This window comes from Paenibacillus polymyxa, from assembly GCF_015710975.1.
Lineage (GTDB): Bacteria > Bacillota > Bacilli > Paenibacillales > Paenibacillaceae > Paenibacillus > Paenibacillus polymyxa.
Genome location: NZ_CP049783.1, coordinates 1,338,461 through 1,365,000, shown reverse-complemented (window position 1 = coordinate 1,365,000; position 26,540 = coordinate 1,338,461). Strand labels below are relative to the sequence as shown.

Genomic DNA, 26,540 nt, shown 5'->3' with positions numbered 1-26,540 from the left:
CCATCTGCCAAGGCTAAATACTCCCTGGCGACCGATAGTGAAGCAGTACCGTGAGGGAAAGGTGAAAAGCACCCCGGAAGGGGAGTGAAATAGATCCTGAAACCGTGTGCTTACAAGAAGTCAGAGCCCGATCTATGGGTGATGGCGTGCCTTTTGTAGAATGAACCGGCGAGTTACGTTCCCGTGCAAGGTTAAGGTGAAGAGCTGAAGCCGCAGCGAAAGCGAGTCTGAATAGGGCGAATGAGTACGTGGACGTAGACCCGAAACCGGGTGATCTACCCCTGTCCAGGGTGAAGGTGCGGTAACACGCACTGGAGGCCCGAACCCACGCATGTTGAAAAATGCGGGGATGAGGTGGGGGTAGCGGAGAAATTCCAATCGAACCCGGAGATAGCTGGTTCTCCCCGAAATAGCTTTAGGGCTAGCCTCGGAAAAAAGAATCGTGGAGGTAGAGCACTGATTGGGTGCGGGGCCCGCAAGGGTTACCAAGCTCAGTCAAACTCCGAATGCCATAGATTTAGTTCCGGGAGTCAGACAGTGAGTGCTAAGATCCATTGTCGAAAGGGAAACAGCCCAGATCATCAGCTAAGGTCCCCAAGTGTGTGTTAAGTGGGAAAGGATGTGGAGTTGCACAGACAACCAGGATGTTGGCTTAGAAGCAGCCACCATTGAAAGAGTGCGTAATAGCTCACTGGTCGAGTGACTCTGCGCCGAAAATGTAACGGGGCTAAACACACCACCGAAGCTATGGCTTGATGCTTGCATCAGGGGTAGGGGAGCGTTGAATGCGGGTTGAAGGTGTACCGGAAGGAGCGCTGGACTGCATTCAAGTGAGAATGCCGGTATGAGTAACGAAAAGATCTGTGAGAATCAGATCCGCCGAAAGCCTAAGGGTTCCTGAGGAAGGTTCGTCCGCTCAGGGTAAGTCGGGACCTAAGGCGAGGCCGATAGGCGTAGTCGAAGGACAACAGGTAGAAATTCCTGTACCACCGTAATCCGTTATGAGCGATGGGGTGACGCAGTAGGGTAGTGACGCGGACTGATGGATGTCCGTCTAAGCAGTGAGGCTGATGTGTAGGCAAATCCGCACATCGTGAAGGCTGGGCTGTGATGGGGAGCGAAAATTATAGTAGCGAAGGTCATGATCTCAGACTGCCAAGAAAAGCCTCTAGCCAGGAGAAGGTGCCCGTACCGCAAACCGACACAGGTAGGCGAGAAGAGAATTCTAAGGCGCGCGGAAGAACTCTCGTTAAGGAACTCGGCAAAATGACCCCGTAACTTCGGGAGAAGGGGTGCCTCGGTAGGGTGAATAGCCCGAGGGGGCCGCAGTGAAAAGGCCCAAGCGACTGTTTAGCAAAAACACAGGTCTGTGCGAAGCCGCAAGGCGAAGTATACGGGCTGACGCCTGCCCGGTGCTGGAAGGTTAAGGGGAGTGGTAAGCCTTCGGGCGAAGCTATGAACCGAAGCCCCAGTAAACGGCGGCCGTAACTATAACGGTCCTAAGGTAGCGAAATTCCTTGTCAGGTAAATTCTGACCCGCACGAATGGCGTAACGACTTGGGCGCTGTCTCAACGAGAGATCCGGTGAAATTTTAATACCTGTGAAGATGCAGGTTACCCGCGACAAGACGGAAAGACCCCATGGAGCTTTACTGCAGCTTGATATTGAATTTGGGTACGATCTGTACAGGATAGGTGGGAGCCGTAGAACTTTGAGCGCCAGCTTGAAGGGAGGCATCCTTGGGATACCACCCTGATCGTATCTAGGTTCTAACTTGGTACCGTAATCCGGTACGAGGACAGTGTCAGGTGGGCAGTTTGACTGGGGCGGTCGCCTCCTAAAGAGTAACGGAGGCGCCCCAAGGTTCCCTCAGAATGGTTGGAAATCATTCGAAGAGTGCAAAGGCAGAAGGGAGCTTGACTGCGAGACCTACAAGTCGAGCAGGGACGAAAGTCGGGCTTAGTGATCCGGTGGTACCGCATGGAAGGGCCATCGCTCAACGGATAAAAGCTACCCTGGGGATAACAGGCTTATCTCCCCCAAGAGTCCACATCGACGGGGAGGTTTGGCACCTCGATGTCGGCTCATCGCATCCTGGGGCTGAAGTAGGTCCCAAGGGTTGGGCTGTTCGCCCATTAAAGCGGTACGCGAGCTGGGTTCAGAACGTCGTGAGACAGTTCGGTCCCTATCTGTCGTGGGCGTAGGAAATTTGAGAGGAGCTGTCCTTAGTACGAGAGGACCGGGATGGACGTACCGCTGGTGTACCAGTTGTTCCGCCAGGAGCACCGCTGGGTAGCTATGTACGGAAGGGATAAGCGCTGAAAGCATCTAAGCGTGAAGCCCCCCTCAAGATGAGATTTCCCAGTATGTAAGACCCCTTGAAGACGACGAGGTAGATAGGTTGGGGGTGGAAGTGCAGTAATGCATGGAGCTGACCAATACTAATCGGTCGAGGGCTTATCCTAAGATAAGACGCAAGGAAGTTTCGGATCCAGTTTTCAGGGTGTAACCTTGAAAGTATGTAGAAGTACATACGACAAGCGTATGGCGATTCATTCACACAATCTGTGATGAACCGAATAAGCTTACGGAAGAATTTGCGGAGCAAATTCATGTTTGGTGGCGATAGCGGAGGGGTTCCACACGTACCCATCCCGAACACGACCGTTAAGCCCTCCAGCGCCGATGGTACTTGGACCGCAGGGTCCTGGGAGAGTAGGACGCCGCCAAGCATAAGCCCCTTCTCTGGGGATTTTTTTTCGCCTGTAAGACTGACCTCTACATAGTCAGAATTAATTGTTATTTCTAAGATGGGGCTATAGCTCAGCTGGGAGAGCGCCTGCCTTGCACGCAGGAGGTCAGGGGTTCGATCCCCCTTGGCTCCACCAATATTCCCTGATAGCTCAGTTGGTAGAGCACTCGACTGTTAATCGAGTTGTCACAGGTTCGAGTCCTGTTCGGGGAGCCATATGGAGAGGTGTCCGAGTTGGCCGAAGGAGCACGATTGGAAATCGTGTAGGCGCCAAAAGCGTCTCGAGGGTTCGAATCCCTCTCTCTCCGCCAGCTCTTATAATAGATATGTGGCCCGTTGGTCAAGGGGTTAAGACACCTCCCTTTCACGGAGGTAACAGGGGTTCGAATCCCCTACGGGTCATAGTAGTATGGAGGCTTAGCTCAGCTGGGAGAGCATCTGCCTTACAAGCAGAGGGTCGGGGGTTCGATCCCCTCAGCCTCCACCATTAATAGTATTAAGAAATATCTTTGATGTCGCGGGGTGGAGCAGTTCGGTAGCTCGTCGGGCTCATAACCCGAAGGTCGTAGGTTCAAATCCTGCCCCCGCAATTAATTTCCTGTTGGAAATGCCTCTGGAACTGTGGTGTAGAGGCCTAACATGCCTGCCTGTCACGCAGGAGATCGCGGGTTCGAATCCCGTCAGTTCCGCCATTTAATTTAATATGCCGGTGTAGCTCAACTGGTAGAGCAACTGACTTGTAATCAGTAGGTTGGGGGTTCAAGTCCTCTCGCCGGCACCATCTTGGAGGATTAGCGAAGTGGCCAAACGCATCAGACTGTAAATCTGCTCCCTTACGGGTTCGGTGGTTCGAATCCATCATCCTCCACCAGTTTTATTGCCATGGTGGTCGTGACGAATGGGTTAACGTACTGAATTGTGGCTATGGCATTTGTGGGTGCAAGTCCCATCAATCGCCCTGTTGAATACATAATGGGGATTAGCCAAGCGGTAAGGCAACGGACTTTGACTCCGTCATGCATAGGTTCAAATCCTATATCCCCAGCCATTAAGAGCCATTAGCTCAGTTGGTAGAGCACCTGACTTTTAATCAGGGTGTCGAAGGTTCGAGTCCTTCATGGCTCACCATTATCATTGTATGCGCGTGTGGCGGAATTGGCAGACGCACTAGACTTAGGATCTAGCGTCTTTGACGTGGGGGTTCAAGTCCCTCCACGCGCATACCTGTTTTTGCGGACGTGGCTCAGCGGTAGAGCATCGCCTTGCCAAGGCGAGGGTCGCGGGTTCGATTCCCGTCGTCCGCTCCATATTTGCGCCCTTAGCTCAGCTGGATAGAGCGTTTGACTACGAATCAAAAGGCCGGGAGTTCGAATCTCTCAGGGCGCGCCATTAATTTCATAAGCCGGTGTGGCGGAATTGGCAGACGCGCGCGACTCAAAATCGTGAGGGAAACCGTGGAGGTTCGAGTCCTCTCACCGGCATCTATTTCGGGATGTAGCTCAGCTTGGTAGAGCACCTGGTTTGGGACCAGGGGGTCGCATGTTCAAATCGTGTCATCCCGACCACTTTTTTTGCGGGTGTAGTTCAATGGTAGAACTCCAGCCTTCCAAGCTGGTAGCGTGGGTTCGATTCCCATCACCCGCTTTATATAGATGAAAGAAGAGATGGCTTATGCCATCTCTTCTTTTTGTATTTATTAAGCTATCGTTTCCCGTTAGATTACGACCGCTTATAATAGCTCTTCTTATTAATCCAGTTAATGCACGGGGCGGACCTTGGTTAATATTTATTTTTTGCTCTAAAAGGTTTGTAGAAGGCACGAATGTCCTGAGCTAAAAGCTCAGGCTCTTCCATGGCAGTAAAATGCCCGCCGCGAGCGATTGAAGTCCAGCGAGTTACATTTAAGTTGCACACAGCCCATTCTTTAGGCGTTAACAATATATCTGCTAGGAATAATGCAATTACGGTTGGCACTTTTATGTAGCTCAATGGCGGCAAAAAATGTGAATTTTCATAATACATACGTGTAGTAGGTGGCTTCATGGTCTTATGCGAAAAATAAGGGTCATAAAATGAGTCCAATGTACGATATCTTTGTTCAGCATCTGGAGCAGTCAGGAGTGTCCGATAGGAGCGTATTGGATGGATAAGAAAACAAAGACTATATAGCAGTTTAGAAAAATCAGCAGGACAAGCATAATTTGGTGAACAGTCAAAGGAATCCCAGTTTCGATACTGGGTGTTGCTAAAACGGCGGGGGATAAGTCCCCCGGATAATCCGGGGGAAAATAGCAAGGAATTAGTCTTTCCTTATAACTCTGTTCAATGATCATCTTATTGCCCTAGTTAATCTAGACACCTTCTGTAGGCTTCCTATATAGATAGCGAACTTTTTATCTGGTATCTTTTTTGATTAGTCCGTTATATAGAGTATCAAGAAGGCTATCTACTTTACAGTTTGTGAGACTGGTTGGGTAGAGCTGAACAATCGGTCAAAGCGGCGCATCAATCCTTCAAGCGGACCAACAGCACGCTGAGCAATCAATAATCCCAGCAGTAGTGTTGCAACTGCGATCATTACGTTGCCGAACGGAACTCCATCCAGACTATGCCCAATCTTTGTCAGATCGAGAATCCACACCACTACAAACTGAAAGGCATACATGGTCAGGGCGACACGTCCGACTGCTGCGAAAGGCATTAATACAGCGGAAGTTTTTTTGGATACGAGGCACGTAACTCCCATTACCAGAAATGAAATTCCTAATCCTATCATCGTCTGGAATGTCGAAGCGGTGTGCGGAGCCGTTCCCAAAAGGAGCTGCCACATCGGTGATTCCGTATTAAGAGGCCAAATTGCGTATTCATCCGGCTGTACAGGAGCAGCTCCTTGCACACTTATAAGCCATTGTTCAAAGTGAAGATTCCAATTCGGAAGCACAAAAGCGGCCATTACTTTGCCAATAACAAGCATAACGATACCGCTGCCTGCGAGTGAGAGGGCTGTACGTAATCTGGTGAGGTCAACGCGGCCAATGGCCATACCAGCAACAAATGCAGGAGTCAAGGCGAGGGCAGACATCGGACCTCCCGCGATATCACCAAGAAGATAAGCTTTTGAGAAAATGCTTGATCCAAGAATCATTAGCGGCGGGACCGTTACGAGCAAAACTATTGCTGTTGTAACAATGGTGCGGGTCGAACGACGAAATAACATGAGGGCCAACACAAACATAGCTGCATAGGCAGGCAAAATGATGCCGTATGAAGTGTTCAGCATAATAAGCAAATAACCAATAATATCAACAAACACCGCACGGGCCAGCATTCGTGCACGAAAAGCGGTCGCCTCTGCTCCCCGATCCATCATACGCTGTCCCATAATAGAATAGGAGATACCGCCGCACAACACAAATAATAGGGTGGTATTTCCGGAAACAATTGCAGAAACGCTTGGATTTGATCCGAAATGCTGCAAATACATTCCCAGCACGGCCAGTCCGCGCGCAGCATCAAGCGCAACGAGACGTCCTTTGATGCTGTGTGTCTTTCTCCGTGGCTCTGTCACAGAGCTTTGGGGGAGATTATCAGTTTCTGTACTGTCGTGAGATGAGGTGGTCCCTGATGTGTCCACTGCTTTATTATCCATGTTATTAGCAACCGGATCTTCAATCTTTGTGTCCCCCTCATATTTTCTGACAGATCTGCTTGTCAGTTTGATGCTACTTAGCAAATTACATTCCTCCCTAAAATATTGAATTCATACATTCCATAAATCCCTGTTGTGAACAGGATTCATTTCACGTTCTAATCCAAATATAGCCTTCAGATGTCGCTAAAATTTGATCAAGTTGTAAACAAAATGTCACAGAGGACAATAACCCTTATCACAAAGACAACCTTACTCACGGCTGATCACCGGAATAAGGTTGTTTGCAAAATCATTCAGGGTTTGCTGGGAACGGCATTGAAAATCGAATTGGCCAGTAGTCGGAATTGATGCTGCGGATGAGCGCCATTGGTTAGATCGTTGGAGAAAACTGTGATATTCTTTTTGTTTTCCATATAGGTGAAGGCCATGATCTTTCCTCTTGCAGCATCGTGACCTGGCCACCAACCTGCTTTGAAGAAGTTTTCTTTATTGCTAATGGTTGCAAGAAATTTTGCGGCTTTAGGTAGCTTCGTAATGTAAGAACCTGTAACGGTGTAGAAATATTCTTCGTTATCGTATGGGGCTGTAATCACATGATCCTGTTGGACATTCGCCAGGAAGACCCCTTCGTATCTTTCCCATGCCGGTCCAGCAAACGCAAATTGAGGAATCCAGTTTTTCACGTTACCCATCCCCATATTTCCATAAGCAATGTATGGCTTTCCTTTCTCAACAAGTTTGTCGGAATCGAATGTATTCACGAGCACATCGGCATGCTGCTGATCATCGGTCACTTTAAAACCGAGATTTTTGAGCACATAAGCTGGTTCGCCGAGAGCGGCTACCGTAGAAGGTTTAAGAACTTTGCCAACGGTTTTGTTATTGCCGAATGCCGTGACATCAAGATAGTATTTTGACACCAGCGGATGCAGATCATCATAGGCCACTGCAAAGTCACCCGCTTCATATCCTGTTCCGCTTTTGGATAGCATCGTAACCACTTTGCCGGATTTAAGTAATTCATTGACCGTTTTGATGGCATCGTTATTGGTGTTGCGGATTAAAACATAGGCAGAATCATTCGGCAATGATGTGGCCGGAATCGATACGGAAGTCACCGGAGTCGTTTTGCCCGCAAACACGCCGGCTTCTCTAATCACATCACGTTCAAATCCTCGCATGACGGGAAAGTCCTGCACAATCTCGCCAGCTACGGAAGCATAATCTGAGACGTTAATACCGTCATATAAAACCATGTTTGCGATGCCGTGTTTAGCCTGATGCATATTTATGATAAATGAACCCGCGGGGTAGGTCTTGCCAGCAGTACTTACAGCCTCTGTCGAGCGTTCAACCGTTACTCCATTGCGGATAAGATACTCAATCATCCGATAGGCTTCCAGCGGATTTTTTTGAAGACTTTTATCGATCGGCAAAACGTAATACTCAGGAAAAAAATTCTCATTACCGTGACGGGGGCGACCAATGACTTGATTTTTTGCATTGACTAGATACCGATCTACGGATCGATCATCGATATTATTGATTCCACGTTCATATACTTTTAGCTGGTTCAAAAATAACTTTTCTTTCTTTTGCATAACAAAATCAGTTGCTGCAGCGACACTATAATACAATGCTTTGGTTGACTCTTCATTCGATTCAGGTGTTTCCAGCGTATGTCCCATTGCACCATGGTGCATGGCGAAGACAGCTGTATAGGCTGGAGACGCATCGTCCCATCCTGAAGAAGTCCCCTTGGAAACATATTTAGGATTTTCAACTGTTTTACGATGTTCTTCATAAGGAATATGGTAGTAATCATACTTCGTGTTTGCTATACCTGCTTCACCCATCGCTTTGGCCTGTTCTACCATGTTATCCATAAGTAGATCGTACTCAATATTCGGATCGTGAGGCGGTGTGGTAGGCTCGATCAGAAAATTCTTATCAAACCCATGCAGATCTAAGAAAGAAATCGGCGACCACTTGGCGATTTGCTCTGTGATACTGCGTGTTTCAGGCTGGGTTTGATATGAATTATCCCGATTTAAGTCAAAATATTCAGCATTATAACGTTCGGTATGAACCCTTCCATCTGGATTTTCTGTATACAGGAACAGGAAAAACACATGTTCAAGCGCATCATCCATATTGAGAGTTACCGTACTCGATTTTCCATTGGACAAGGTGGTCTTGTACGTAACATTTTTATCGAGTGCCATAGTCTTAAAATAATTGATAATCGCATCAAAGCCTGGCGCTTCATTCGGATGAATATTGTTGATCCAGATGGGCACTTGATAATCTCCGAATGCACCGGATTGAATATCGTTCTCCAGCTTTGCAGGATCATTCAGCATGGCAGGGTGAGTTACATTCTGATATTTGTCAATCGTTGCTTGATCTTTGGCAACCATAGTCATAAAAATATCGCGGCCTTCAACAGATTTGCCGATCGACATCGTTTTAATGTATCTGTCGTTTTTTTGAGCTGCCTGTGCCGTAATCGCATCAATCTCCGGCTTCAGTTCATCATAGGTACGGAAGCTGTCGTAAGGGACCAATTTAACGGGGGCCTGGGCAACAGTTTTGCCATTAACTGCTGCAGCCAGTTCATAGGTTCCCATCAATGATGCGTACAGTGGACGCTGCAGACTCGGCTCGGCAAGATTCTCCGTACCGTAAGTAAGACCGAAATTGATATTGGCAGTGACTTCTCCGTTTTCTGCTTTGACCTGAGAAACGGTGATAAAGGGGGCGCCATTGTAATCATGATCCTTGTACGATTTCCATTCCGATAATGGCTTGCCACCATAGGTCCAGCTTATTTTCTTTATATCGGTACCCTTCGGAAGCTTAAATCTAGCTTTAATGGTTCTTTTCTTCGTCATGGATGCCACATGGTTATCCAATTTTAGTGTCGGGGTATTTTTAACCTGCGTTGAAATTGTTTTTGTTGGTTCACTCTTATCGTTCAACAACGTGCTTTTTGCACGTTGCGCAGCATCAGCCATAGCCATGTGCGGAGCAGTGATCTCCAGAAGCATGGCGGCGGATATGGTTAACGCCAAGCAGAACCTTACGATCTGTTTTGTACCCATTCTTTTTCCCCCTATAGATAACCGGAAGATCATGTTATGCTCTTCTTTACTCACAAAGAGCATTTAACAGACTATTGTCCGGCAAATACGATCTAATATATTGTCTAACCCTATTCAAAATCTGTTTTCTGCTCCTGCCCCGAAGAATTGTCTGTAATCGAATTTGAGGAGTCGGAATTTATGATACTTTGCACAAATTGCTTCAAATCCGTTCGACTTTTTACATCCAGAACAGCCGCCTTGCCCACATAAGTTTCTTTTAATAGCTTCATTGGCGGTATTTGTTCATTTCCGTTTAATGTACTTTGGTACCCTACTGAAGCCAAATTCCACATATCAGAGACTGACAAATTGGTATCGATATACGGACTGATTTCCTCAAGAATAGAAGGGAATTTCATAATGGAAGTCGTTGTTTTTACCTTCTCGGCTAATGCCGTAATAAATTGCCGTTGTCTTTTTGTTCTGGAATAATCGGACATGGCATCATGACGAAAACGGACATATTGAAGCGCCGTTTTGCCGTCGAAATGCTGCTGTCCCTGTTTTAAATTAATATCATACTCATGCAGATCGGCCTTGCTTTCATAGTGCATATCCTTCTCGACATAAAAATTGAGTCCGCCTACAGCATCTACGAGTTTAATAAACCCCTGGAAATCCGTGTATACATAAAAATGAACTGGCACTCCTAGCAATTCGCTGACTGCTTTCATCGCCGTATCGGGTCCATGCGTAACAGCGGTATTAATTCGATTTTTGCCGTGCCCAGGAATATCCGTATAAGTGTCTCGAAGAATCGAAAACACATGAATACGCTTATCGGTAGGATTCAACGAAACGACCATCATGCTATCGGATCGGGGTACACTGCCCTTGTTGTTCTCGCGAGTATCCACGCCCATCAGCAAAATATTTACAGGTTCGGTTCCCTCCCATTCCGGTGCTTTTAGTGCTTCGACTTTATCAGTGCTCACTTTAACAAATGGGGAATTTTCTGGGGTTTTACTAAGTCCTTCTAACCCTTTGTAAATGGAAAAGAAATAATAAAAGATAAAGCTTACAGCAGCGACCCCAAGTAACAACGTTACAATCAATATCCTCTTTTTCCTCTGTGTCATGTCATTCTTCCTTTCCAGATTTGTAGACGCGCAGGCCCCTTTCTGTATTAAGATTTTTGCAAGGCTGCTACGAGGAGTGAAGTGTAATATCGGCTACCATCTGGTTTTAAATGGACACCATCTTTATAAAAGTATTCGTCTTTGCCTACACTGGCCGAATACCAGTCCACCACATTGACGTTGCTAAACTCATCGGCGACCTGTGCAATCGTGTCATTCACCGTGTTTTGCCATCCTTTCGGAACCCGGGTGGTGACCAAGATTACCTGTTTGGCTCCGGAAAGAGATTGCAGTACGTCGTGCAGTTGGTTTTTGCTAAACGGACCATTGGTGCCGAGTTCGATAATGACCTGGTCTCCCAGTTTGCCTTGGGCGGCCAATTCATTAATGACTTTTACAGCTTGAGACATCTGCCGGCCAACCTTACCGTCAACCGTCATCTTCGGAAGCTGCTCTTTTAAATAAGGCTCAATCCCGACCGTAACCGAATCTCCAATCATCGTGACGCCCTCGCCGTTTAAGGAAGCAGATGATTGAGCTTGTTCCCCGCTGGTGCTAGAAGCCGCACGCTTTTGTGCAGCAGTCTGCATCTTATCAAGATTGTATAGAGAAGAGTCCTTGCTGCGGGATTCGTGATCATCTGAATTTTGCTTTGCGTGCATATGGAGAACTATGGCACCTAAAAAGATAAGGATAATCATAAATCCCCATAATCCGCTTACCATCCATCCATTTTTTTTGTTCATAGCTAGTTCATCCTTTCCTTTAACATGCTAGTAGGTTTTATCTTGTTTGATAGCATCAATTAACAACGAGGCATAATACTGAGCGCCTTCTGGTTTCAGGTGGACACCATCACCATAAAATAGATCGTCCCGGTTTTCGCTGGCTGAATACCAGTCGATAAGCTGGACATTTTGAAATTCACCAGCAATTTCACGCAGATTGTCATTTACGGTATTCTGCCACCCTCTCGGCACTCTGGTTGTTATCAGATAAATTTGCTGGGAGTCCTGCAGTGAAGCCAGCAAGGACTTCAGTTGACTCTGGTTAAAAACGCCGTTGGTGCCGAGTTCAATAATAATTTTATGGCCAAGTTTACCCTGTTCCCGCAGGCCATCAAGCACATCGCCTGCCTGTGACATTTGCCGGCCCACCTTGCCATCAATGATCATACCGGGGGGCTGCTTTTCCAGAAACGGGGCGGCATCCAGAATAACCGAATCTCCGATCGCAGTGATCTCCGCTCCTTCTGCGGAGTGGCTTGTATTTTCAGCGGGATGATTTTCATCGGAACAGCTGCATTGCAGTTGTTCTGTCTGGACGGGGTCCCGGCTTACGGCTGCTGGTGCATCAGGTACAGGATCTGGAGTCGGTGAATCCGTCTTCCATGATGCCAGGACGAGAATGATGGCGATAACAATGACGACAAGGCCTAGCTGGCTGCCAGCGCCTGACCTGCGGAGTGATTGCAGGCCAGTCCAAAAGGTCCCACGGCGGATGGGCTCTTCGATGTATTTGTAGGAAAGACCCGCCATTATGAAACTGGCCGTTACCTGCAGAGCCATGCGCATATAGCTGGCATCATCGGTATTTACCACGGGACTTGATAAAATAATGATTGGATAATGCCATATATACAGACTGTAAGATCGCTTACCGATCCAGCTTAGAGGCCGGCAGCCGAGTAATCGTTCCAGTCGGTTGGCTGGATGAACCAGTACAGCGATAACAACCGCAGTAATGAGTGATAAATAAAGAAAACCGCCGCGATACAGCGAATCATCATACTCGTTGGTCTGAGCAATCAGGATAAACAGCATTACAATGCCCAGCACGCCAGTCATATCCAGCATGGTGCGGGACGAAGAAGATACATTGTCGCTCAGTCTCCAACTGGGCCAGACAACCGCCAGAGCCGCTCCAATCAAAATAGCAGACGCGCGCGTGTCCGTCCCGTAATACACCCTGCTCGGGTCTGTTCCGGGTTCGTATATAACGGCCATGGCTATGGCGGATACGAAGGCGCAACCCAGAATGTATAACATCAGTCTGCCTCGTCGCGGTGCAAGGCACAGACCAATCAGTAGAACGAGCGGCCAGATGACGTAAAACTGTTCCTCAATGGAAAGCGACCAGAGGTGCCCGATAGGTGAAGCCGGACCAAAGCTCTAAAAATATGAAACATGATGAAAAATGAGATACCAGTTGTTTACGTAAAAAAGCGAGGATACAAAATGGCCTCCTAATGCCTGCAGTCTGGAGAAATCAGTAATTAAAAGCCACAATGCCACTGCAGTCAGCATAAAGATCATTGCTGGTAGTAGTCTGCGCATTCGTCTGATCCAGAATTTCACAATGGAAAAACCGCTGCGCGTCCTCCATTCGAAAAGAATCTGGTCCGTAATCAGATACCCTGATAGGACGAAGAAAATCTCCACCCCTAGCAGCCCACCCTCTGCCCATCTAAGATGAAGATGATAAGCAATAACAGCAAGCACAGAGATGGCCCTTAGCCCATCCAGACCGGTCATATAACGTTTTATGGGTTGATTTAGGTGCAGATTCGGATTTTCATTCACTATGGTCCATTCCTTGTCCTTATAGGCTAATGATCTTGCTTATTTACTATAGAAAAAAGATGTCGCGAAAGTTTGATCAACATGTAAACAAATTGTCACAACGGTTGCAAAAAGAAAAACCTTATTCCGGCTGAACAACCGAAGTAAGGTTTTTGACATCCACAAATATAGAAATCCTAATCGCTATTTCAACTCAATGATCAATGACTCCTTACTAGGAGAATCCGTTGGCGCAGTCTGCGAGGAATCCAACTGTTTTTGTCCTTGAAGTAGTACACTTTTATTGTTCGGATTCCAATACATATGCGTTGGCACAATTCCGCGATATACCGGTTCGTTGTACAGTATATTTCTTCCCTGCACCTTGGCTACGTAAGTGACATTTTGATCATACACGGTGTATGCGATATTTTTCCTGTCAGGCGAAAATTCAAAATCAAGCACTTTTTCCAAAATGACAGAGAGCTCGCCGTTTCGCTGATCATATTCGTACAATGAATTATCCGTTCCGAGAAACACAAACTGGTCGTTATTCATCCAGGCTACTGAATCTCCACCAATCTGACGCTCGTATTGAAATTCAATATTCTTTCCCGAAACCTTCCCAAGGGTTAGCACCTTTTTCTGGCCTTGTTTTGCACCAAATAACTGTAGCAGTACGCTGCGGCCATCATTTGCAAGGTTAACACTCAAAAGTGTGTCTTCCTTTAGGATCCCTTTTAACTGATATTTGCTGGAAGTTTGAGACCCAACATCGTAGATGTATAGGCTATCAGCTCCATGATCAACCAGGTTTTCTACCAGGTAGCTGATATACGAACTGTTGGACGACCAGGAAACATATTGTACATAAGATTCGTTCCTGGTGCTGATCCTGTCTATTTCCTTTTCCTTGCCATCCTGCAAGGAAATAAGCTTTAAGGTTGTCTCCGAGGAAGAAGGGGAAACTTCGCATATATATTTCCCATCGGGAGAAAGTATTGTATTGGAAGTTACCTTGTCGATTTCGGATATGATCTTGCTTTGCTCATACGGATAAGTTAAACGTTCCAGCGTGCCTCGCTTTAGTATGGTCATGGCCCCGAACGATGCGATGATGGCATCTCCAGACGACCAGCCCAGCAGCTGACCCCGATTTGCAAAACGATCCGGAAGCCGATATATTTTTTGGACCTGAAACGGACGAGAGCTTTGATCGGTACTGGAAACTTCATTGCTGTCGGCGATGACGACAGTCTCTGTTTTTGGTTCTGAACCGCATCCTGACAGCAGTAATATCACGAGAGATACGACCAGCGGCATTACAACATATTTATATTTATTGCCCATTATTCATTCTCCGTTCCCCGTGGTTTCCAGCGCTTTAAATTCTACCGTAACGATAGTTTCATTATGCTCATTTGTAATTAAGATGGAACCCGCAAGTTCTTCAACGATAGATTTCACAATGCTGAGTCCCAATCCTACACTGCCTTCTTCGGCGCTGTCGGAATGAGCCGGATAAAACGGCTGTAATAGGCGTGACAGATGTTCTGCTTCAATTGGATCGCTTGGATTGCTGAAGATCAAGCGAATCTTTTCTTCTGCCCGCACCGCTTTTACCGATACTGCCGAAAAAGGTAAACTGTATTTAATCGCATTATCTATCAAATTGATGAACATCTGTCTGATTCTGTCCCGATCGGCCAACATGATCAATTCCTCATTAATCTCATATTCAATGGTTTTTTTATAGCGCTGAGAGCGGATCATCATTGATTCACACACATCCTGCAGGATCAGCCCAATATCCACCCGTTCAAGCTCTTGAAGCATGATATTTTTGCGTGAAACTTCCAGTAGTTTTAGCACCATCGCATGCAGGCGCCTGCTCTCCTCGATAATATGATTCATTCCTTTATCAAAAAAAGCACGGTCTTTCTCACCGTTAAGCCTGATCAGCTCCGCATATCCCAAAATAGAGGTTAACGGCGTTTTCAGTTCGTGAGTAATATTGTCAAAAAAGCGCTTTTCCTGCTGGTGAAGCTGCTTTAAATGGTCTCGATCCTTCTCAATAATATGAATTTGTCTGCTAATTTGACCAATCATATCGTTAAAATTCTCAGCCAGTCGGCCAATTTCATCCCTGCGTTTAAAATGTAGGCGGATATCCAGATTTCCGTTTTTTACCTCGTTGGAGGCCTGCGTCAGTCGGGTCAGCGGGATGGTAATATGCCTGGAAAGAATATAGGAAAACAGAAAGGCTGCCGCAAAAATCGCTAGGGCAATATAGAGGGTAATCTGTCGAATCTGTCCGGTTTGTTCGTAAAGTGAGCTGAAATCTTTGTAAAAACGCAGTATGCCCACCTTTGAACCGTCTATAACAACCGGATAGGAGAAAAGAACAGTCGTCTTATTACGATCATAAGTAATGCTGTACGCTGTATTGCCATCAATCGCTTGCTGCAGATCGCTTTGCATTTGCTGCTGAAATATGGAGCTGTCTGGGGCATAAAGCAATTTGCCTTCCACCGTATACACGCCAATACTGCTGTCCGTGGTATGGTTCAGATTAGTGGCTATCTCCCTAGCGATTTCTCCAAAATAAAGCTCATTGCTGCTGAAATGGTTAATCAGGAAAGCCTGGCGTACATACACATTGCTATTATTTTTCAGTCCGACGAGTTCGGAGGTAACCAGATTCTGATTGCTTGTCTGGATAAATTCCTTGACTGTCTGATTAAGCACGACAAAAGAAAGCGAGAAAATCAGAAAAAAACCGATCAGAAATTTGATGCTGATTTTACGTATCATGCTTAACCACCCATTTTTTAAAATTTGTATCCGGCTCCGAGGACGGTAGTAATGCATCCCGTGGTCCGTACAAAAGCAAGTCGGTAATCGGAGCATTATTTTCAGTAATAAGAATCTTTGCTTTATTCATCGTAATCCTCATCTCTAATTTTAATACGGCAGGATCATAACATCGTCCATTATATTAATCATTCAGGAGAAAACAATCAAATGTATAAAGAGAGAACCGACAGCCCTCGATAGACTAAAAAGACCAAAAAGACACGGTTCCTGTGGGGAGAACGTGTCTTTTTGGTCTATACAGCAACATGCGAGTGTGCACGTTAAATATCCGTTGGTCAGATGCGGACTTCCGTCTCGTCCGGAACGAACTGACGATATTGAAAATACATACGAAGCCGCCAGTGTAACAAGGTCCCGAAGGCTAGGATGAAAAATAGCCCTGCTGTTTGCGGAATGGTAATGTAATGCTGAATAAATTCATGCAGCAGCAATCGGACGATCAGTAGGCTGATCAGGATAAAAAAGAAGGTGCGTGAGCGTTGCACGAAAACCAGCCCTTCTTGCAACTCAAATTTAGTGCTGCGGATCAACGGGTAGGAAAAAATAAACCAGCCGACCAGAAAAGCGCCCAGCGCCCAAAGCCAGGGAACCCGTACTTCCGGTACCACAAACATCATAAAACCGGTGCTCATGCCGAGCGGAGGAATGATGATTTTTTTGGCATTAATCGGGCGATGACCTGTCTTCATACGGATGAAAATAGCCGATATAGCGATTAAGATCATACCGAAAGTTGCGCCATATTGCAGCAATGGGGTGCTGATATGAAACATGGACTGGCCCCCTCTATAAGGAATATAAGCGTTATTGGACAGACTGCAAACCTTTTACATTATAGCACATATGCAATGGATATATTTAGTTACAGTCTTTCCTCCGGCAAGCGGATTATACGCCTCTTGGTGGTAACCGGCCCTATAATCGGGTCTCTTTCATCTTATGCGAGTTCTGTTGCTTGTACCTCTCCCGTAGCTGATTTTTTCTCCTGACGTATGATATAGCCCATCGCTACAATAATAAGGATAAAAGCAATGAGTGCAAGCAAAGGAATGGTGATGAAATCCAGCCAGTTCAGATAATCCTGTTCACAGGATACTCTACCGCAAGCCGTCGAAGTTTGCGTGGCTGCTTTGGCGGCTGCATGGATACGCTGAATGATAAAATGATAGGCCGAAATCGCACCTCCAATGATAGCTAACGGCATAACGTAAATCCGTATTTTTGTGTCACCTCGAAAATATGCGATTCCGAGTAGAAGGGTCAGGGGATACATCAGAATACGCTGAAACCAGCACAGTTTACAAGGTTCATATCCCAAGATCTCGCTGAGATACAGACTGCCCAATGTCGCCACACAAGCTACTACCCAGGCGGCAAATAAAGCAATATCCGTTTTTTTAAACGATCCGATCATAGTAACGCTCCTTTTTAAATTCAAATGAGAACAGTATGAACTCATCGTGTCTTGTCCCATCGGCAGGCATTTGCCGATATGCATGTCTTTATCCGTATTGTACTGTATTTTGAGTGCGGGGTCATACTTAAACATATTGACATCATTCACTATCATTTTTATAATTGCAGTAGTTTGGGAAGTTAATGAAGATTCAAGATATATATTAAGAAATTAGGAGTGTGCCCAGAATGTCGAGCAGCCGGAAAAATGAAACCTTATCTGTTATTAGTGAAAGACACGCGGTAAAAAGCTATGTAAAGGATTTTAAAATGCCAGAGGAAGATCTGGAAGCAATCTTGACTGCCGCGGTAGAAGCTCCTTCCGCATGGAACCTTCAACATTGGAAATTCCTCGTTATCGAAAGCGAAGCAGACAAACAAAAATTGTTGCCTATCGCCTACAACCAAGGTCAAGTAGCAGAGAGCTCTGTTACGATTGCCGTACTGGGTGATCTGGAAGCGAACCGTAATGCTGTCATTTATGATCAAGCGGTAGAAGCAGGAGCATTGCCAGCGGAAATCCGTGACGCATTGGTAGGACAAATCAATGGCGCGTACCAAAACCCGCAGGTAGCTCGCGATGCAGCGATTCTGAACTCTGCTCTTGCAGCACAAAACATTATGCTGGCTGCTAAATCTTTGGGCTACGATACTTGTGCAATGGGCGGATTTATTCCAGCACAATTGATCGAGCAATTCAATATTCCGGCACGTTACCTGCCGACCATGCTTATTAGTGTAGGTAAAGCACAAGTACCAGCACGTCCATCAGGACGTTTCCCACTGTCTGACGTTGTTGTAAAAGGCAGCTTCTAAGACGAATAGTGAATATAAAAGGGTGTTCCTGCAACCATTGTGGCGAGGAACATCCTTTTTTTACGTCGTTTTGAACTGTCAAAATCCTTTTATTTCGTACCTCGTTTAGTCTGAGCGTTTGGACACGAGATACACCAGTTCCAGCGTCAGGATCGGTAGAAAAACAGAAGCTGGATAGGCTAGATAGCGCGGCTCCCACTGCGGCTTGAACTTATCCTTGAAGCGTCGGAGCCCCTGGAAGCCGTAAAAATGTCCCCCGTATTGAAAAACGAGTCGAGCCAGCTTTTCCTCGCGCAGTGCCTTTTCGCTTTGTCCTACCTGGGACAGCGGTGCCATGCCCAGATTAAATGTCGTATATCCACTCTCCTTGGCCCACTCGATGACCCGTGTGAATAAGTAATCCATCGTTCCATTGGGTGTGTCAGGCAGGTGACGCATCAGATCGATAGAGACCGTCTGCCCATGATCATAGGCAGGGGCCATCGTGGCGAAAGCAATAACCTTACCTTCAGAGTCTTTCAGCAATGCAATTGGAGCCAACTGAAGGTAAGATTCCTTGAACCAGCCGAGTGAATATCCCTTCTCCTTGCGCCCGTCCAGCCAAATATCCGAAATATGACGCATCTCCTCAATCAATGACGCCTCTAGAGGAGGCTGGATCATTTCGAATGAATAGCCTTCGCGGCCAAAGCGATTTTTGGCGCTTCGCAGCGCCTGATTGCTTTTGCCCGTTAGTGTAAAGGACTCCAGCGGCACGAGCGCTTCCTCGCCCAACTTAAAAAAGCGATAGCCGTTCTCGTGATAGATGGACAAATATTCCGGTGATGCTTGATAAAATACAGCCGTCAAAGCATAGCGATCCGCGAACCGTTGGAATTCCTGAATGGCTTCACTCACACGTTCCTTTGGACCGAGGGGTCACCTAATACAATCAGTTTGTCCCGACTGCGAGCATAGGGGAGAACTACCTGTTCGTCCTTGGTCCAATACAGATATTTATCGCCGAGAAAAAGCATATGAGAAACGAGATTACCACCCTGTCGTTCCAAAAATTCTTTTAGCTTAACCAGTTCCTGTGCGTCGGGTAGATTGCTGATGCTACGTTGAGGACGAAGAAAGAAATACACCGTCAAGAATACCCATGCCAAAATCAAACTAAATACGGCTGTAACTCCGTAATCGCTGCGGTTCATAAAAAAGTCCAGGTGGACCTTGGCATGCAAATGACGCATAAATGGAGTATTGGAGCCTGCCCCGATTATAAAATAAGCACCAGTTACGAGTAGAGATAATCCGCCCCATATTAAAATGTTGTGCCGATTCAGCGGCGCACTGACCCGATAAAACCGTGAACGCGAAATCCACAGCATTAATGCCACGAACAGCAGGAAAAAGGCTTCTTCAAAATCCAGACCTTTAGTGAAGGTGAAAATGGCTCCTGTCAGCAGCAGTATCAAGGTCAGCCGCAATGCTCTGCGAATACGCAGAGAGATTCCGTGGGACAGAACGACAAGCATAATTCCGATGATGACCGAGATTTCGTGCGATAAGCGCATAACGGGCAGGCTGAGCAAATGTTCAGCAAAACGGAGCCGATACAACAGACCAGGCGTAGCGGCCGACAACAGAAGCACCACGCCGGAGATGAGTACCAGTTTCCCAAGTGCCCATACCCCCAGATCGGCCAAAAACCGGAATTGACCAGGCCAGCCCCATACCTTCTGCCAGGCATTAAGGGAGTAATCCCAGCCTGTCTCAGCGAGCTGGCTCAAGCGCTCATTACGCGGAATCATTTCCAGCGCCGCTAATACCAAGCCGATGAGCCACGGAATGATGTAATAAAAGACGCGAAAGACCAGCAGCACAGCCAGCGCCCGGTCCGAGTTGGCTCCTGCCATTTGCAGCCCGAGCAGGGCGATAATATCGAATGCGCCGACGCCTCCGGGTGCAAGACTGATTAACCCCGCAATTGCGGCTATTACATAAATACCGAACACAGCATGGAGCGGCAGCTCATGGAGCAAGTGCGAGCCGATCCATGCAAAGGTAAGACCAGCCAGCAGCCATTCCAGCAGAGAGGCGCCAATGGAGGCAGAGATGGTGAACCAGGAGAGCTGTCCTTCTCCCTTGTTGAACCATGTGGCATACCTTTTGGAGCGCTGCATGATCAGAAATAGAGGCAGGTAAAGTGCCATTCCCCATAGCGCCCAATGAAGCCATGGGTGAGCATCCAGCACAGGCTGCACCGGATACAGATGGACAATAGCACCCCAAGCTAGCAAAGATAGTCCGGTAATGACGACAGGCGAAAGAAATACGACTGCCGAGGTAATGACACCCAATGGCACACCGCTCTTTTTATACAGCACAGTGCGCAGTCCAGCTCCTGTAAAGCCGGCGAAGCCGAAGACATTATTGAAGGTATTGGAGATCCAGGCGTACCGGAATGTCGTTCCAGGCATAACCTGAAGCTTGAAATGATGCCTGATTACATAATCGTAAGCACTCATAGCAGCTACGGCTACCAGTGAGAACAAGCCAATTTCGATGAGAAACGTGGCATCCATTCGCCGCAGCTCATGAAGCATCCGTGCCAGATTAAAGTCTTTTAGCTCTCGTCCAGCCTCCCATATAATAAAAGCCAGTACAGCCAGCGGTAGCAAAATACGCGTTAATCGCTGCCTATAGATGGTCATGATGTACTGTACGATTTTAAAGGATTGGATCGGTTTGTGATTTGACTTCATAGATTCACCTGCTTGAAAAAGGATAAGATTGAGACTGATAATGCGCGAAAAATTTCCTGCCCAAATAAAAGGCTTCGTTATATTATACCTGTAATAATAGCTTGAATAACAACAGAAGGGTTACGAAATGGGAGTTCAGATTGATTGCTGTAAATAATTCCAATATAATGATGGAATACCTAGTAAATTGCTTGGCATTGGAGCTGACTGAACATGAGTATATGGGATCGCAATCTTTTTATACGTCGATTGGAGCTATTGTGGCCTCCAGATGCTGACAGGAGCCAATACCCTTTTAACTTAAAGGCTCTTCAACAGTGGAATGAACTCAAATTCCATCCTTCCGTTACCTATATTGTTGGAGAAAACGGTGTAGGTAAATCAACGCTTATGGAGGCAATCGCGGTCGCGTGGGGTTTTAATCCAGAGGGTGGCACTAAAAATTTCAACTTTTCTACACAAGCCACGCATTCCTCGCTGCATGAGCATATTCGGTTGGTGAGAGGGGTTGAAAAACCGAGGGATGGCTTCTTTTTCCGGGCGGAGAGCTACTATAATGTGGCGACTCATATTGACGAGCTGGATCGAGAAGGAGGAGGGCGACCCATTCGGGATTCGTACGGGGGGAAGTCGCTGCATGAGCAGTCGCATGGCGAGTCTTTTTTTGCTGCATTTGTGCATCGGTTTGGAGGACAAGGATTGTATATTTTGGATGAGCCAGAGGCAGCGCTATCGCCTTTGCGTCAGATGGCCATGCTTGCCCGGATTCATGAGCTCGTGCAACAGGGATCACAGTTTATCATTTCTACCCATTCCCCCATCTTGATGTCTTATCCAGATTCGGTCCTGTATCATCTGACACATGAAGGGATCGACACACGGACGCTGGAGGAAACCGATCATTATATCATCACCAAACAATTTCTGAATAACAAGGAAAGGTTATTGCAGGAGCTATTCGAAGATTCACCATAAGGATATAGGAAGTTTGGTAGTATCCACTTGATGAGGAGGAAACCGTATGAGTTCAAATCTCGATGTAGTTATTCAGCGGATATCGGCTTTCAAGGTAGCAGCGCTGACTGCGCAAGCCCCTTTTGCCGAATTGGGTGATGAGGTACGCAGACAGTGGCAACAAGTGCAACAGAACGTCCCAGAGAACCACTCAGGTCGTCTGGACGCGGATATGGGCTATGTGTTAACTCCCCAATGGACAGTTGTTGAGGAGAACGGAAGTACGGCGGTCAAGGTGGGCGTTAAAGTGTCCTCGTGGAATGAAGTACCGGATAGTCTTGAACGCATCGAGGTGCCTGAAGGAGAGTATGCGGTGACCCGTTTTCAGGGAGATCGGGAACGATTAAATACGATCTATGATGACCTATTTGCTTGGTTGGATCGTAATGGCTATGAGCGTAATACGACAGAGGGGGTATATTGGATCGAGTCGAATCGGCTGAAGCCGGTGAACCCTTTTGATATTCCATCCGCAGAAATTCAGAAATTTGATTATGATATTGCGATCGCTATTGTACAAAAATAAAGGATGGTGAAACGTTATAAGAGGGACAACCTCATGATTTAGTGGTTGTTCCTTTTTGCTACCTTGTCAAAGGTAACATTCAGGGTTATCGGAAGTATTTTATGATTGTTATTTGTCTCCCGCTCTATTAATATAATGAAGAGTTTTGCGGAAATGGTTGCAAAATAAGAAATTCGTATACGAAATAAAGAACCTGAGGAGGACAAAACGCAACATGTCGGATTCACAACAGTTGAAAATGGGGCCGCTCGTCATTTTGATGATTAATATGTTTATTGCCATGCTGGGGATTGGACTCATTATTCCGATCCTCCCCAAGTTCATGGGTTCCTTGGGAGGCAGTGGTGAAACGGGAGGCTATCTGGTTGCCGTGTTTGGCTTGACCCAGTTTATGTTTTCGCCGTTAGCTGGGGAATGGTCCGATAAATACGGACGTAAAAAAATGATTATTATCGGTTTGGTCATCATGACGGTATCTTCTGTATTGTTTGCGATTGGCAACTCGTTGACGATGCTGTATATTTCCCGTTTGCTCGGAGGCGCAGGAGCGGCATTTATGATTCCTCCAATGATGGCTTATATTGCCGACATCACAACCGTCCATAACCGAGGCAGAGGAATGGGGCTGTTGGGGGCCGCTATGTCGCTTGGTTTTGTGATCGGTCCTGGTGTAGGCGGTTTGCTGGCAGATATCTCGCTTCGTACACCCTTATACGTTTCGGCGGCGGTATCCGGTTTAGCGGCACTGATTTCATTGATTTTACTGCCCGAAACCCTGTCGTTGGAGAAGCAGTTGAAGTTTCGAAATGTTAAGGTGAAACGGGACAATGTGATTAAACAGTTTGCGCTGTCTTTCCGCAAGCCGTACTTTATGTTGCTGATTATGATATTCACGTTAACTTTTGGCCTGACGCATTTTGAAACGATGTTTCCGTTCTTTGTAACAGGCAAGTTTCATTACAATGAACGTGATATTGCTATCATTATTACGGTAGGTGCATTGGTCGGGACCGTGATTCAAGCTGCGGTCATTAGTCCGATGTTGAACCGTTTTGGTGAAAAAGGTGTGATTATCGGTTCTTTTCTGTTTTCCGCGATTTCCCTTGTGCTTATGCTGCTCTCAGGGAACTTTTATTATGTACTCGGAGTATCACTTATCTTCTTTACCGCTACATCGTTGCTGCGACCAGCCATTAATACGGCCTTATCCAAAATGGCAGGAGATGAGCAGGGAGTTGCAGCCGGGATGAACAATGCTTATATGAGTATTGGTAATATTCTGGGACCTGCGCTTGCGGGTACATTGTTTGAGGTGCATATCAATTTGCCGTACATTTTTGGGGCGGTCATTCTCATGCTTAGTTTGGGGCTGGCTGTAAAATGGAAAAGTAGAGATACGCAATCCACAGCGGTTTAATGTTATTTTCTCTGTAAACATAGTCTCTTTTGGTGTGAACTGTGACGTTCTTATGAACCACAGATTGCAGCGAAAGAGGCTATTTTTTTGCATACATAGCCACTTGTTAATGAAACGGCAGAATCTTGGGTAATAATGCATGATAAGTTTATAACCAGATAAAAAGTAGAACTTAAAAGTCGGATAACTTGTGAGTAATACGCTAAAAGGAGCTGAGATCGGATGGAAGAGCTGAATGAGCAGTTGTTTTATATAGGAACTTATGCGTCTCGTGAGGAAAGAGGAATTTATATAGGCTCTTTGCATACGGACAATGGTGATTTGCGTATGGTTGGAGGTGTGGAAGGAATCGAGAGACCTTCTTTTCTGGCACTGCATCCGAATGGGGCGAAGTTGTATGCTGCCAGTGAAACAGACCAAGGCGAACTGTACACATATCAGGTGAACACCCAGACGGGGGAATTGCATCCTTTGGATCGAAAAGGAACGGAGGGAGCACATACTTGCTATGTATCCGTAACAACAGATGGACGATATGTGCTGGCTTCTAACTATTCTGGGGGCAATGCCGTTGTATTCCCTGCAACAGAAGCTGGAGGGTTGGGAGACATGTCGGGGCAGGTTCAGCATACGGGGTCAGGGATTCGCCAGGACCGCCAGGATGCGCCACATCCACACTCGATTATTCCTGATCCTTCAGGACAGTATGCTATGGTATGTGATCTGGGGCTGGATCAGATTATAGGTTATCGTTTGACAGAGGATGGGAAATTGGTAACCCACCGTGAGACAGATTTGCCACCTGGTTCCGGCCCACGTCATCTGGTTTTTCATCCCTCGGGTCGATATGCCTTTGTCGCCAATGAATTGAATAATACCGTCGCTGTGTTTGGTTATAACGAACGTAATGGTAAGCTTACCTTGCTGCAAAGTCTGTCCACACTGCCAGAAGGCATTATCGATGTAGAAAATACAGCAGCGGATATTCGGATTACACCCTGTGGACGTTTTCTGTATGTATCCAATCGAGGACATGACAGCATCGTACTCTACCATGTCGATGTAGACAATGGTAAGCTGAAGACGATTGAATGGGTCGAGAGTTTCGGCAGTACGCCGCGTAACTTCAACATCTTGTCTGGTTATTTGCTAGTGGCGAATCAGGAGGGAAACAACATTGTATCCTTTACTATCCATGAGGATGATGGACGGCTGACCCGAACGGGATATGTATTGGAGGTTCCTTCACCGGTATGTATTGAACCTGTACGTTAATTACACAGCGCATGGCAAAAAAGGGTCGAAGGACCAGTAAAAGAGGATAAAGTAAAACACGGCGCTTTGTCTCCCAAGAAAGGCATGGGCAAAACGCCGTGTTCAGGTTTTGAAGGAGTCTAATGATTACTTGCTGCTCTCGCCAGCTTCTACCGTTGCTGTTTTGGTATGGTTTTCCGCAGGTTTGTAGTACAAACGGAACAGGATATCCTGGTTATAGTTACCGAATCCAGTACCGAACAGGGTTACCCCTCCAATATGCTGAGCATCATCCAAAATAGCGATACGGAATTTCCATTGCTTCTGGTCAATCAGCACGTCGCTTAGAGTCACATCGGATATCTGCTTGCCATCCATAAAGGTGCCTTCAGACGTAACGCGAAGTCTCTTAAGTAGGCCATACTGATTGATAAAATCAGGCCACCATGAAGGTGTATATTTACCACGATTATCCCCAAAATCCCCTGGACTGGTCCAAGTGCCTAAATTCACATCATTTAGGAAAAACGTGATGTCTGAAGGCCAATTATCATTGGTAAATGGGGCTTCTGATGATAATTCCATTGAAATTTCCAGTTCCTCAGCTTTTTGACTGGACAATAGGAAATTCGGCACTTTATAATCCATATACCCTTGGCTAAACCACAGAATTTTGGAATTGAAGCGCTCAGGGTCCAAGAACGAACGAGGCTCATCAAATTCTCCGATAATCTTTTCGACGGTGGCTAGACCGCAGGTGGACTGAATCTCAAAATCTGTAAAGTGTCCGACGGAAATCTCCGTCTGATGAAATTGCCGTACATCCTGCTGATAGCGTGGCATGGCGATTTCAATTTTGTCCGTAGCCAATGAGCATACTTTCTGAACCCCGCCTCGTCCGGGCAGCATTTTAGTCGAAATAATGGATGCTCTTTCCAGTTTCTTGACATGCATTGTCATAATCGCACTACTGAGTCCCAGCGCTTCCGCTAGCTCACGTATATTCATCGGTTTCTCCGCAAGCAGAACAATCATATTCAGCCGAACCTCACTGGCCAGCGCTTCATAAACGGGAAGTGATTTTTCAGAAATGTCCAGTTGCATAATTCCTCCAATTCTAACGCACATCATAAATTGATGGTAGTTTAACATATATGGATTTTTTTCAATATTCATACATATAAAACGATATGATTTACATTTATATAAACAATATACCCTTTCCTTGATCGCTGGCACAAGC

Annotated in this window: 16 protein-coding genes, 17 tRNA genes, 2 rRNA genes and 2 pseudogenes (1 of these 37 cut by a window edge); 24 read left to right on the top strand and 13 right to left on the bottom strand. The window is 46.4% G+C overall.

Features of this window, described 5'->3' with window-relative positions; genetic code table 11:
- The 19 genes from G7035_RS06260 to G7035_RS06170 all read left to right on the top strand — a co-directional run.
- Positions 1-2,466, top strand: a 23S ribosomal RNA gene (locus G7035_RS06260); it begins 460 nt to the left of the window's first position.
- A gap of 150 nt (positions 2,467-2,616) precedes the next feature.
- A 5S ribosomal RNA gene (rrf, locus tag G7035_RS06255) occupies positions 2,617-2,733 on the top strand.
- An 80-nt stretch (positions 2,734-2,813) separates the two neighbouring features.
- Positions 2,814-2,889, top strand: a tRNA-Ala gene (locus G7035_RS06250).
- Positions 2,890-2,893: 4 nt separating this feature from the next.
- Positions 2,894-2,969 (top strand) — tRNA-Asn (locus tag G7035_RS06245).
- A gap of 3 nt (positions 2,970-2,972) precedes the next feature.
- Positions 2,973-3,064, top strand: a tRNA-Ser gene (locus tag G7035_RS06240).
- Positions 3,065-3,083: 19 nt separating this feature from the next.
- A tRNA-Glu gene (locus G7035_RS06235) sits at positions 3,084-3,155 on the top strand.
- Positions 3,156-3,164: 9 nt separating this feature from the next.
- Positions 3,165-3,240 (top strand) — tRNA-Val (locus G7035_RS06230).
- Positions 3,241-3,269: 29 nt separating this feature from the next.
- Positions 3,270-3,343, top strand: a tRNA-Met gene (locus tag G7035_RS06225).
- 25 nt (positions 3,344-3,368) lie between these two features.
- Positions 3,369-3,445, top strand: a tRNA-Asp gene (locus tag G7035_RS06220).
- Positions 3,446-3,458: 13 nt separating this feature from the next.
- Positions 3,459-3,534, top strand: a tRNA-Thr gene (locus G7035_RS06215).
- Positions 3,535-3,538: 4 nt separating this feature from the next.
- Positions 3,539-3,624: transfer RNA gene (locus tag G7035_RS06210), tRNA-Tyr, on the top strand.
- A 102-nt stretch (positions 3,625-3,726) separates the two neighbouring features.
- Positions 3,727-3,801: transfer RNA gene (locus G7035_RS06205), tRNA-Gln, on the top strand.
- A 4-nt stretch (positions 3,802-3,805) separates the two neighbouring features.
- Positions 3,806-3,881 (top strand) — tRNA-Lys (locus G7035_RS06200).
- Positions 3,882-3,893: 12 nt separating this feature from the next.
- Positions 3,894-3,974 (top strand) — tRNA-Leu (locus G7035_RS06195).
- A gap of 11 nt (positions 3,975-3,985) precedes the next feature.
- Positions 3,986-4,060, top strand: a tRNA-Gly gene (locus G7035_RS06190).
- A 5-nt stretch (positions 4,061-4,065) separates the two neighbouring features.
- A tRNA-Arg gene (locus tag G7035_RS06185) sits at positions 4,066-4,142 on the top strand.
- Between the two features lie 12 nt (positions 4,143-4,154).
- Positions 4,155-4,234: transfer RNA gene (locus tag G7035_RS06180), tRNA-Leu, on the top strand.
- A gap of 7 nt (positions 4,235-4,241) precedes the next feature.
- Positions 4,242-4,318: transfer RNA gene (locus G7035_RS06175), tRNA-Pro, on the top strand.
- Between the two features lie 8 nt (positions 4,319-4,326).
- Positions 4,327-4,397: transfer RNA gene (locus G7035_RS06170), tRNA-Gly, on the top strand.
- A 135-nt stretch (positions 4,398-4,532) separates the two neighbouring features.
- Here G7035_RS06170 and G7035_RS06165 read toward each other — a convergent pair.
- The 11 genes and pseudogenes from G7035_RS06165 to G7035_RS06115 form a co-directional block, all read right to left on the bottom strand.
- A complete protein-coding gene (locus G7035_RS06165) occupies positions 4,533-4,796 on the bottom strand; it encodes an alpha/beta fold hydrolase (protein WP_230877835.1) in 264 nt (87 codons plus the stop codon).
- A 403-nt stretch (positions 4,797-5,199) separates the two neighbouring features.
- Positions 5,200-6,486, bottom strand: coding sequence for a DUF418 domain-containing protein (locus tag G7035_RS06160; protein WP_019685955.1), 1,287 nt, complete (start codon positions 6,484-6,486; stop codon positions 5,200-5,202).
- 212 nt (positions 6,487-6,698) lie between these two features.
- Complete coding sequence (locus G7035_RS06155) at positions 6,699-9,509, bottom strand: M14 family metallopeptidase (RefSeq protein ID WP_196478894.1); 2,811 nt, start codon at positions 9,507-9,509, stop codon at positions 6,699-6,701.
- Between the two features lie 110 nt (positions 9,510-9,619).
- Positions 9,620-10,630, bottom strand: coding sequence for an LCP family protein (locus G7035_RS06150; protein WP_019685957.1), 1,011 nt, complete (start codon positions 10,628-10,630; stop codon positions 9,620-9,622).
- Positions 10,631-10,677: 47 nt separating this feature from the next.
- Entirely contained in the window at positions 10,678-11,376 is a 699-nt protein-coding gene (locus G7035_RS06145; RefSeq protein ID WP_016819429.1) for an SGNH/GDSL hydrolase family protein, read from the bottom strand.
- A 27-nt stretch (positions 11,377-11,403) separates the two neighbouring features.
- Positions 11,404-13,164: pseudogene (locus G7035_RS06140) on the bottom strand (acyltransferase family protein).
- A 231-nt stretch (positions 13,165-13,395) separates the two neighbouring features.
- Positions 13,396-14,541: a hypothetical protein gene (locus tag G7035_RS06135; protein ID WP_019685958.1), complete on the bottom strand. Its 1,146-nt coding sequence runs from the start codon at positions 14,539-14,541 to the stop codon at positions 13,396-13,398.
- Positions 14,542-14,544: 3 nt separating this feature from the next.
- Entirely contained in the window at positions 14,545-16,005 is a 1,461-nt protein-coding gene (locus tag G7035_RS06130) for a sensor histidine kinase (protein WP_019685959.1), read from the bottom strand.
- A complete protein-coding gene (locus G7035_RS06125) occupies positions 15,995-16,135 on the bottom strand; it encodes a hypothetical protein (RefSeq protein ID WP_016819433.1) in 141 nt (46 codons plus the stop codon). The genes G7035_RS06130 and G7035_RS06125 overlap by 11 nt, the downstream gene beginning before the upstream one ends.
- Before the next feature lie 208 nt (positions 16,136-16,343).
- Positions 16,344-16,841 carry a CcdC family protein gene (locus G7035_RS06120; protein ID WP_016819434.1) on the bottom strand — a complete coding sequence of 166 codons (498 nt, stop codon included), beginning with the start codon at positions 16,839-16,841 and terminating at the stop codon, positions 16,344-16,346.
- A gap of 164 nt (positions 16,842-17,005) precedes the next feature.
- Positions 17,006-17,482: a disulfide oxidoreductase gene (locus G7035_RS06115; protein ID WP_016819435.1), complete on the bottom strand. Its 477-nt coding sequence runs from the start codon at positions 17,480-17,482 to the stop codon at positions 17,006-17,008.
- 230 nt (positions 17,483-17,712) lie between these two features.
- Here G7035_RS06115 and G7035_RS06110 point away from each other — a divergent pair, with 230 nt between their 5' ends.
- Positions 17,713-18,339 (top strand): nitroreductase family protein, encoded by a 627-nt coding sequence (locus tag G7035_RS06110; RefSeq protein WP_013369121.1) that lies wholly within the window; start codon positions 17,713-17,715, stop codon positions 18,337-18,339.
- 105 nt (positions 18,340-18,444) lie between these two features.
- Here the strand turns inward: G7035_RS06110 and mprF are convergent.
- Positions 18,445-21,086: pseudogene (mprF, locus tag G7035_RS06105) on the bottom strand (bifunctional lysylphosphatidylglycerol flippase/synthetase MprF).
- Between the two features lie 213 nt (positions 21,087-21,299).
- Between mprF and G7035_RS06100 the strand changes: the two are divergent.
- The 4 genes from G7035_RS06100 to G7035_RS06085 all read left to right on the top strand — a co-directional run bounded on the left by G7035_RS06100 (position 21,300) and on the right by G7035_RS06085 (position 25,318).
- A complete protein-coding gene (locus G7035_RS06100) occupies positions 21,300-22,061 on the top strand; it encodes an AAA family ATPase (RefSeq protein ID WP_019685961.1) in 762 nt (253 codons plus the stop codon).
- Between the two features lie 46 nt (positions 22,062-22,107).
- A complete protein-coding gene (locus G7035_RS06095) occupies positions 22,108-22,626 on the top strand; it encodes a GyrI-like domain-containing protein (protein ID WP_019685962.1) in 519 nt (172 codons plus the stop codon).
- A gap of 214 nt (positions 22,627-22,840) precedes the next feature.
- The gene (locus G7035_RS06090; RefSeq protein ID WP_016819439.1) at positions 22,841-24,043 is read left to right on the top strand and encodes an MFS transporter; all 1,203 of its coding nucleotides are present in this window, start codon (positions 22,841-22,843) and stop codon (positions 24,041-24,043) included.
- A gap of 222 nt (positions 24,044-24,265) precedes the next feature.
- Positions 24,266-25,318, top strand: a complete 1,053-nt coding sequence (locus G7035_RS06085; protein WP_019685963.1) for a lactonase family protein — start codon at positions 24,266-24,268, stop codon at positions 25,316-25,318.
- 126 nt (positions 25,319-25,444) lie between these two features.
- Here the strand turns inward: G7035_RS06085 and G7035_RS06080 are convergent, their stop codons facing one another.
- On the bottom strand, positions 25,445-26,401 hold the full coding sequence (locus G7035_RS06080; RefSeq protein WP_016819441.1) for an ArsR/SmtB family transcription factor: 957 nt from the start codon (positions 26,399-26,401) through the stop codon (positions 25,445-25,447).
- Positions 26,402-26,540 lie beyond the last annotated feature (139 nt).

Excerpts from the sequence above, each read along its gene's own strand:
- G7035_RS06165 (WP_230877835.1), bottom strand. The coding sequence starts at position 4,796 with ATGAAGCCACCTACTACACGTATGTATTATGAAAATTCACATTTTTTG.
- G7035_RS06155 (WP_196478894.1), bottom strand. The coding sequence starts at position 9,509 with ATGGGTACAAAACAGATCGTAAGGTTCTGCTTGGCGTTAACCATATCC.
- G7035_RS06150 (WP_019685957.1), bottom strand. The coding sequence starts at position 10,630 with ATGACACAGAGGAAAAAGAGGATATTGATTGTAACGTTGTTACTTGGG.
- G7035_RS06145 (WP_016819429.1), bottom strand. The coding sequence starts at position 11,376 with ATGAACAAAAAAAATGGATGGATGGTAAGCGGATTATGGGGATTTATG.
- G7035_RS06135 (WP_019685958.1), bottom strand. The coding sequence starts at position 14,541 with ATGGGCAATAAATATAAATATGTTGTAATGCCGCTGGTCGTATCTCTC.
- G7035_RS06130 (WP_019685959.1), bottom strand. The coding sequence starts at position 16,005 with ATGATACGTAAAATCAGCATCAAATTTCTGATCGGTTTTTTTCTGATT.
- G7035_RS06125 (WP_016819433.1), bottom strand. The coding sequence starts at position 16,135 with ATGAATAAAGCAAAGATTCTTATTACTGAAAATAATGCTCCGATTACC.
- G7035_RS06120 (WP_016819434.1), bottom strand. The coding sequence starts at position 16,841 with ATGTTTCATATCAGCACCCCATTGCTGCAATATGGCGCAACTTTCGGT.
- G7035_RS06115 (WP_016819435.1), bottom strand. The coding sequence starts at position 17,482 with ATGATCGGATCGTTTAAAAAAACGGATATTGCTTTATTTGCCGCCTGG.
- G7035_RS06110 (WP_013369121.1), top strand. The coding sequence starts at position 17,713 with ATGTCGAGCAGCCGGAAAAATGAAACCTTATCTGTTATTAGTGAAAGA.
- G7035_RS06100 (WP_019685961.1), top strand. The coding sequence starts at position 21,300 with ATGAGTATATGGGATCGCAATCTTTTTATACGTCGATTGGAGCTATTG.
- G7035_RS06095 (WP_019685962.1), top strand. The coding sequence starts at position 22,108 with ATGAGTTCAAATCTCGATGTAGTTATTCAGCGGATATCGGCTTTCAAG.
- G7035_RS06090 (WP_016819439.1), top strand. The coding sequence starts at position 22,841 with ATGTCGGATTCACAACAGTTGAAAATGGGGCCGCTCGTCATTTTGATG.
- G7035_RS06085 (WP_019685963.1), top strand. The coding sequence starts at position 24,266 with ATGGAAGAGCTGAATGAGCAGTTGTTTTATATAGGAACTTATGCGTCT.
- G7035_RS06080 (WP_016819441.1), bottom strand. The coding sequence starts at position 26,401 with ATGCAACTGGACATTTCTGAAAAATCACTTCCCGTTTATGAAGCGCTG.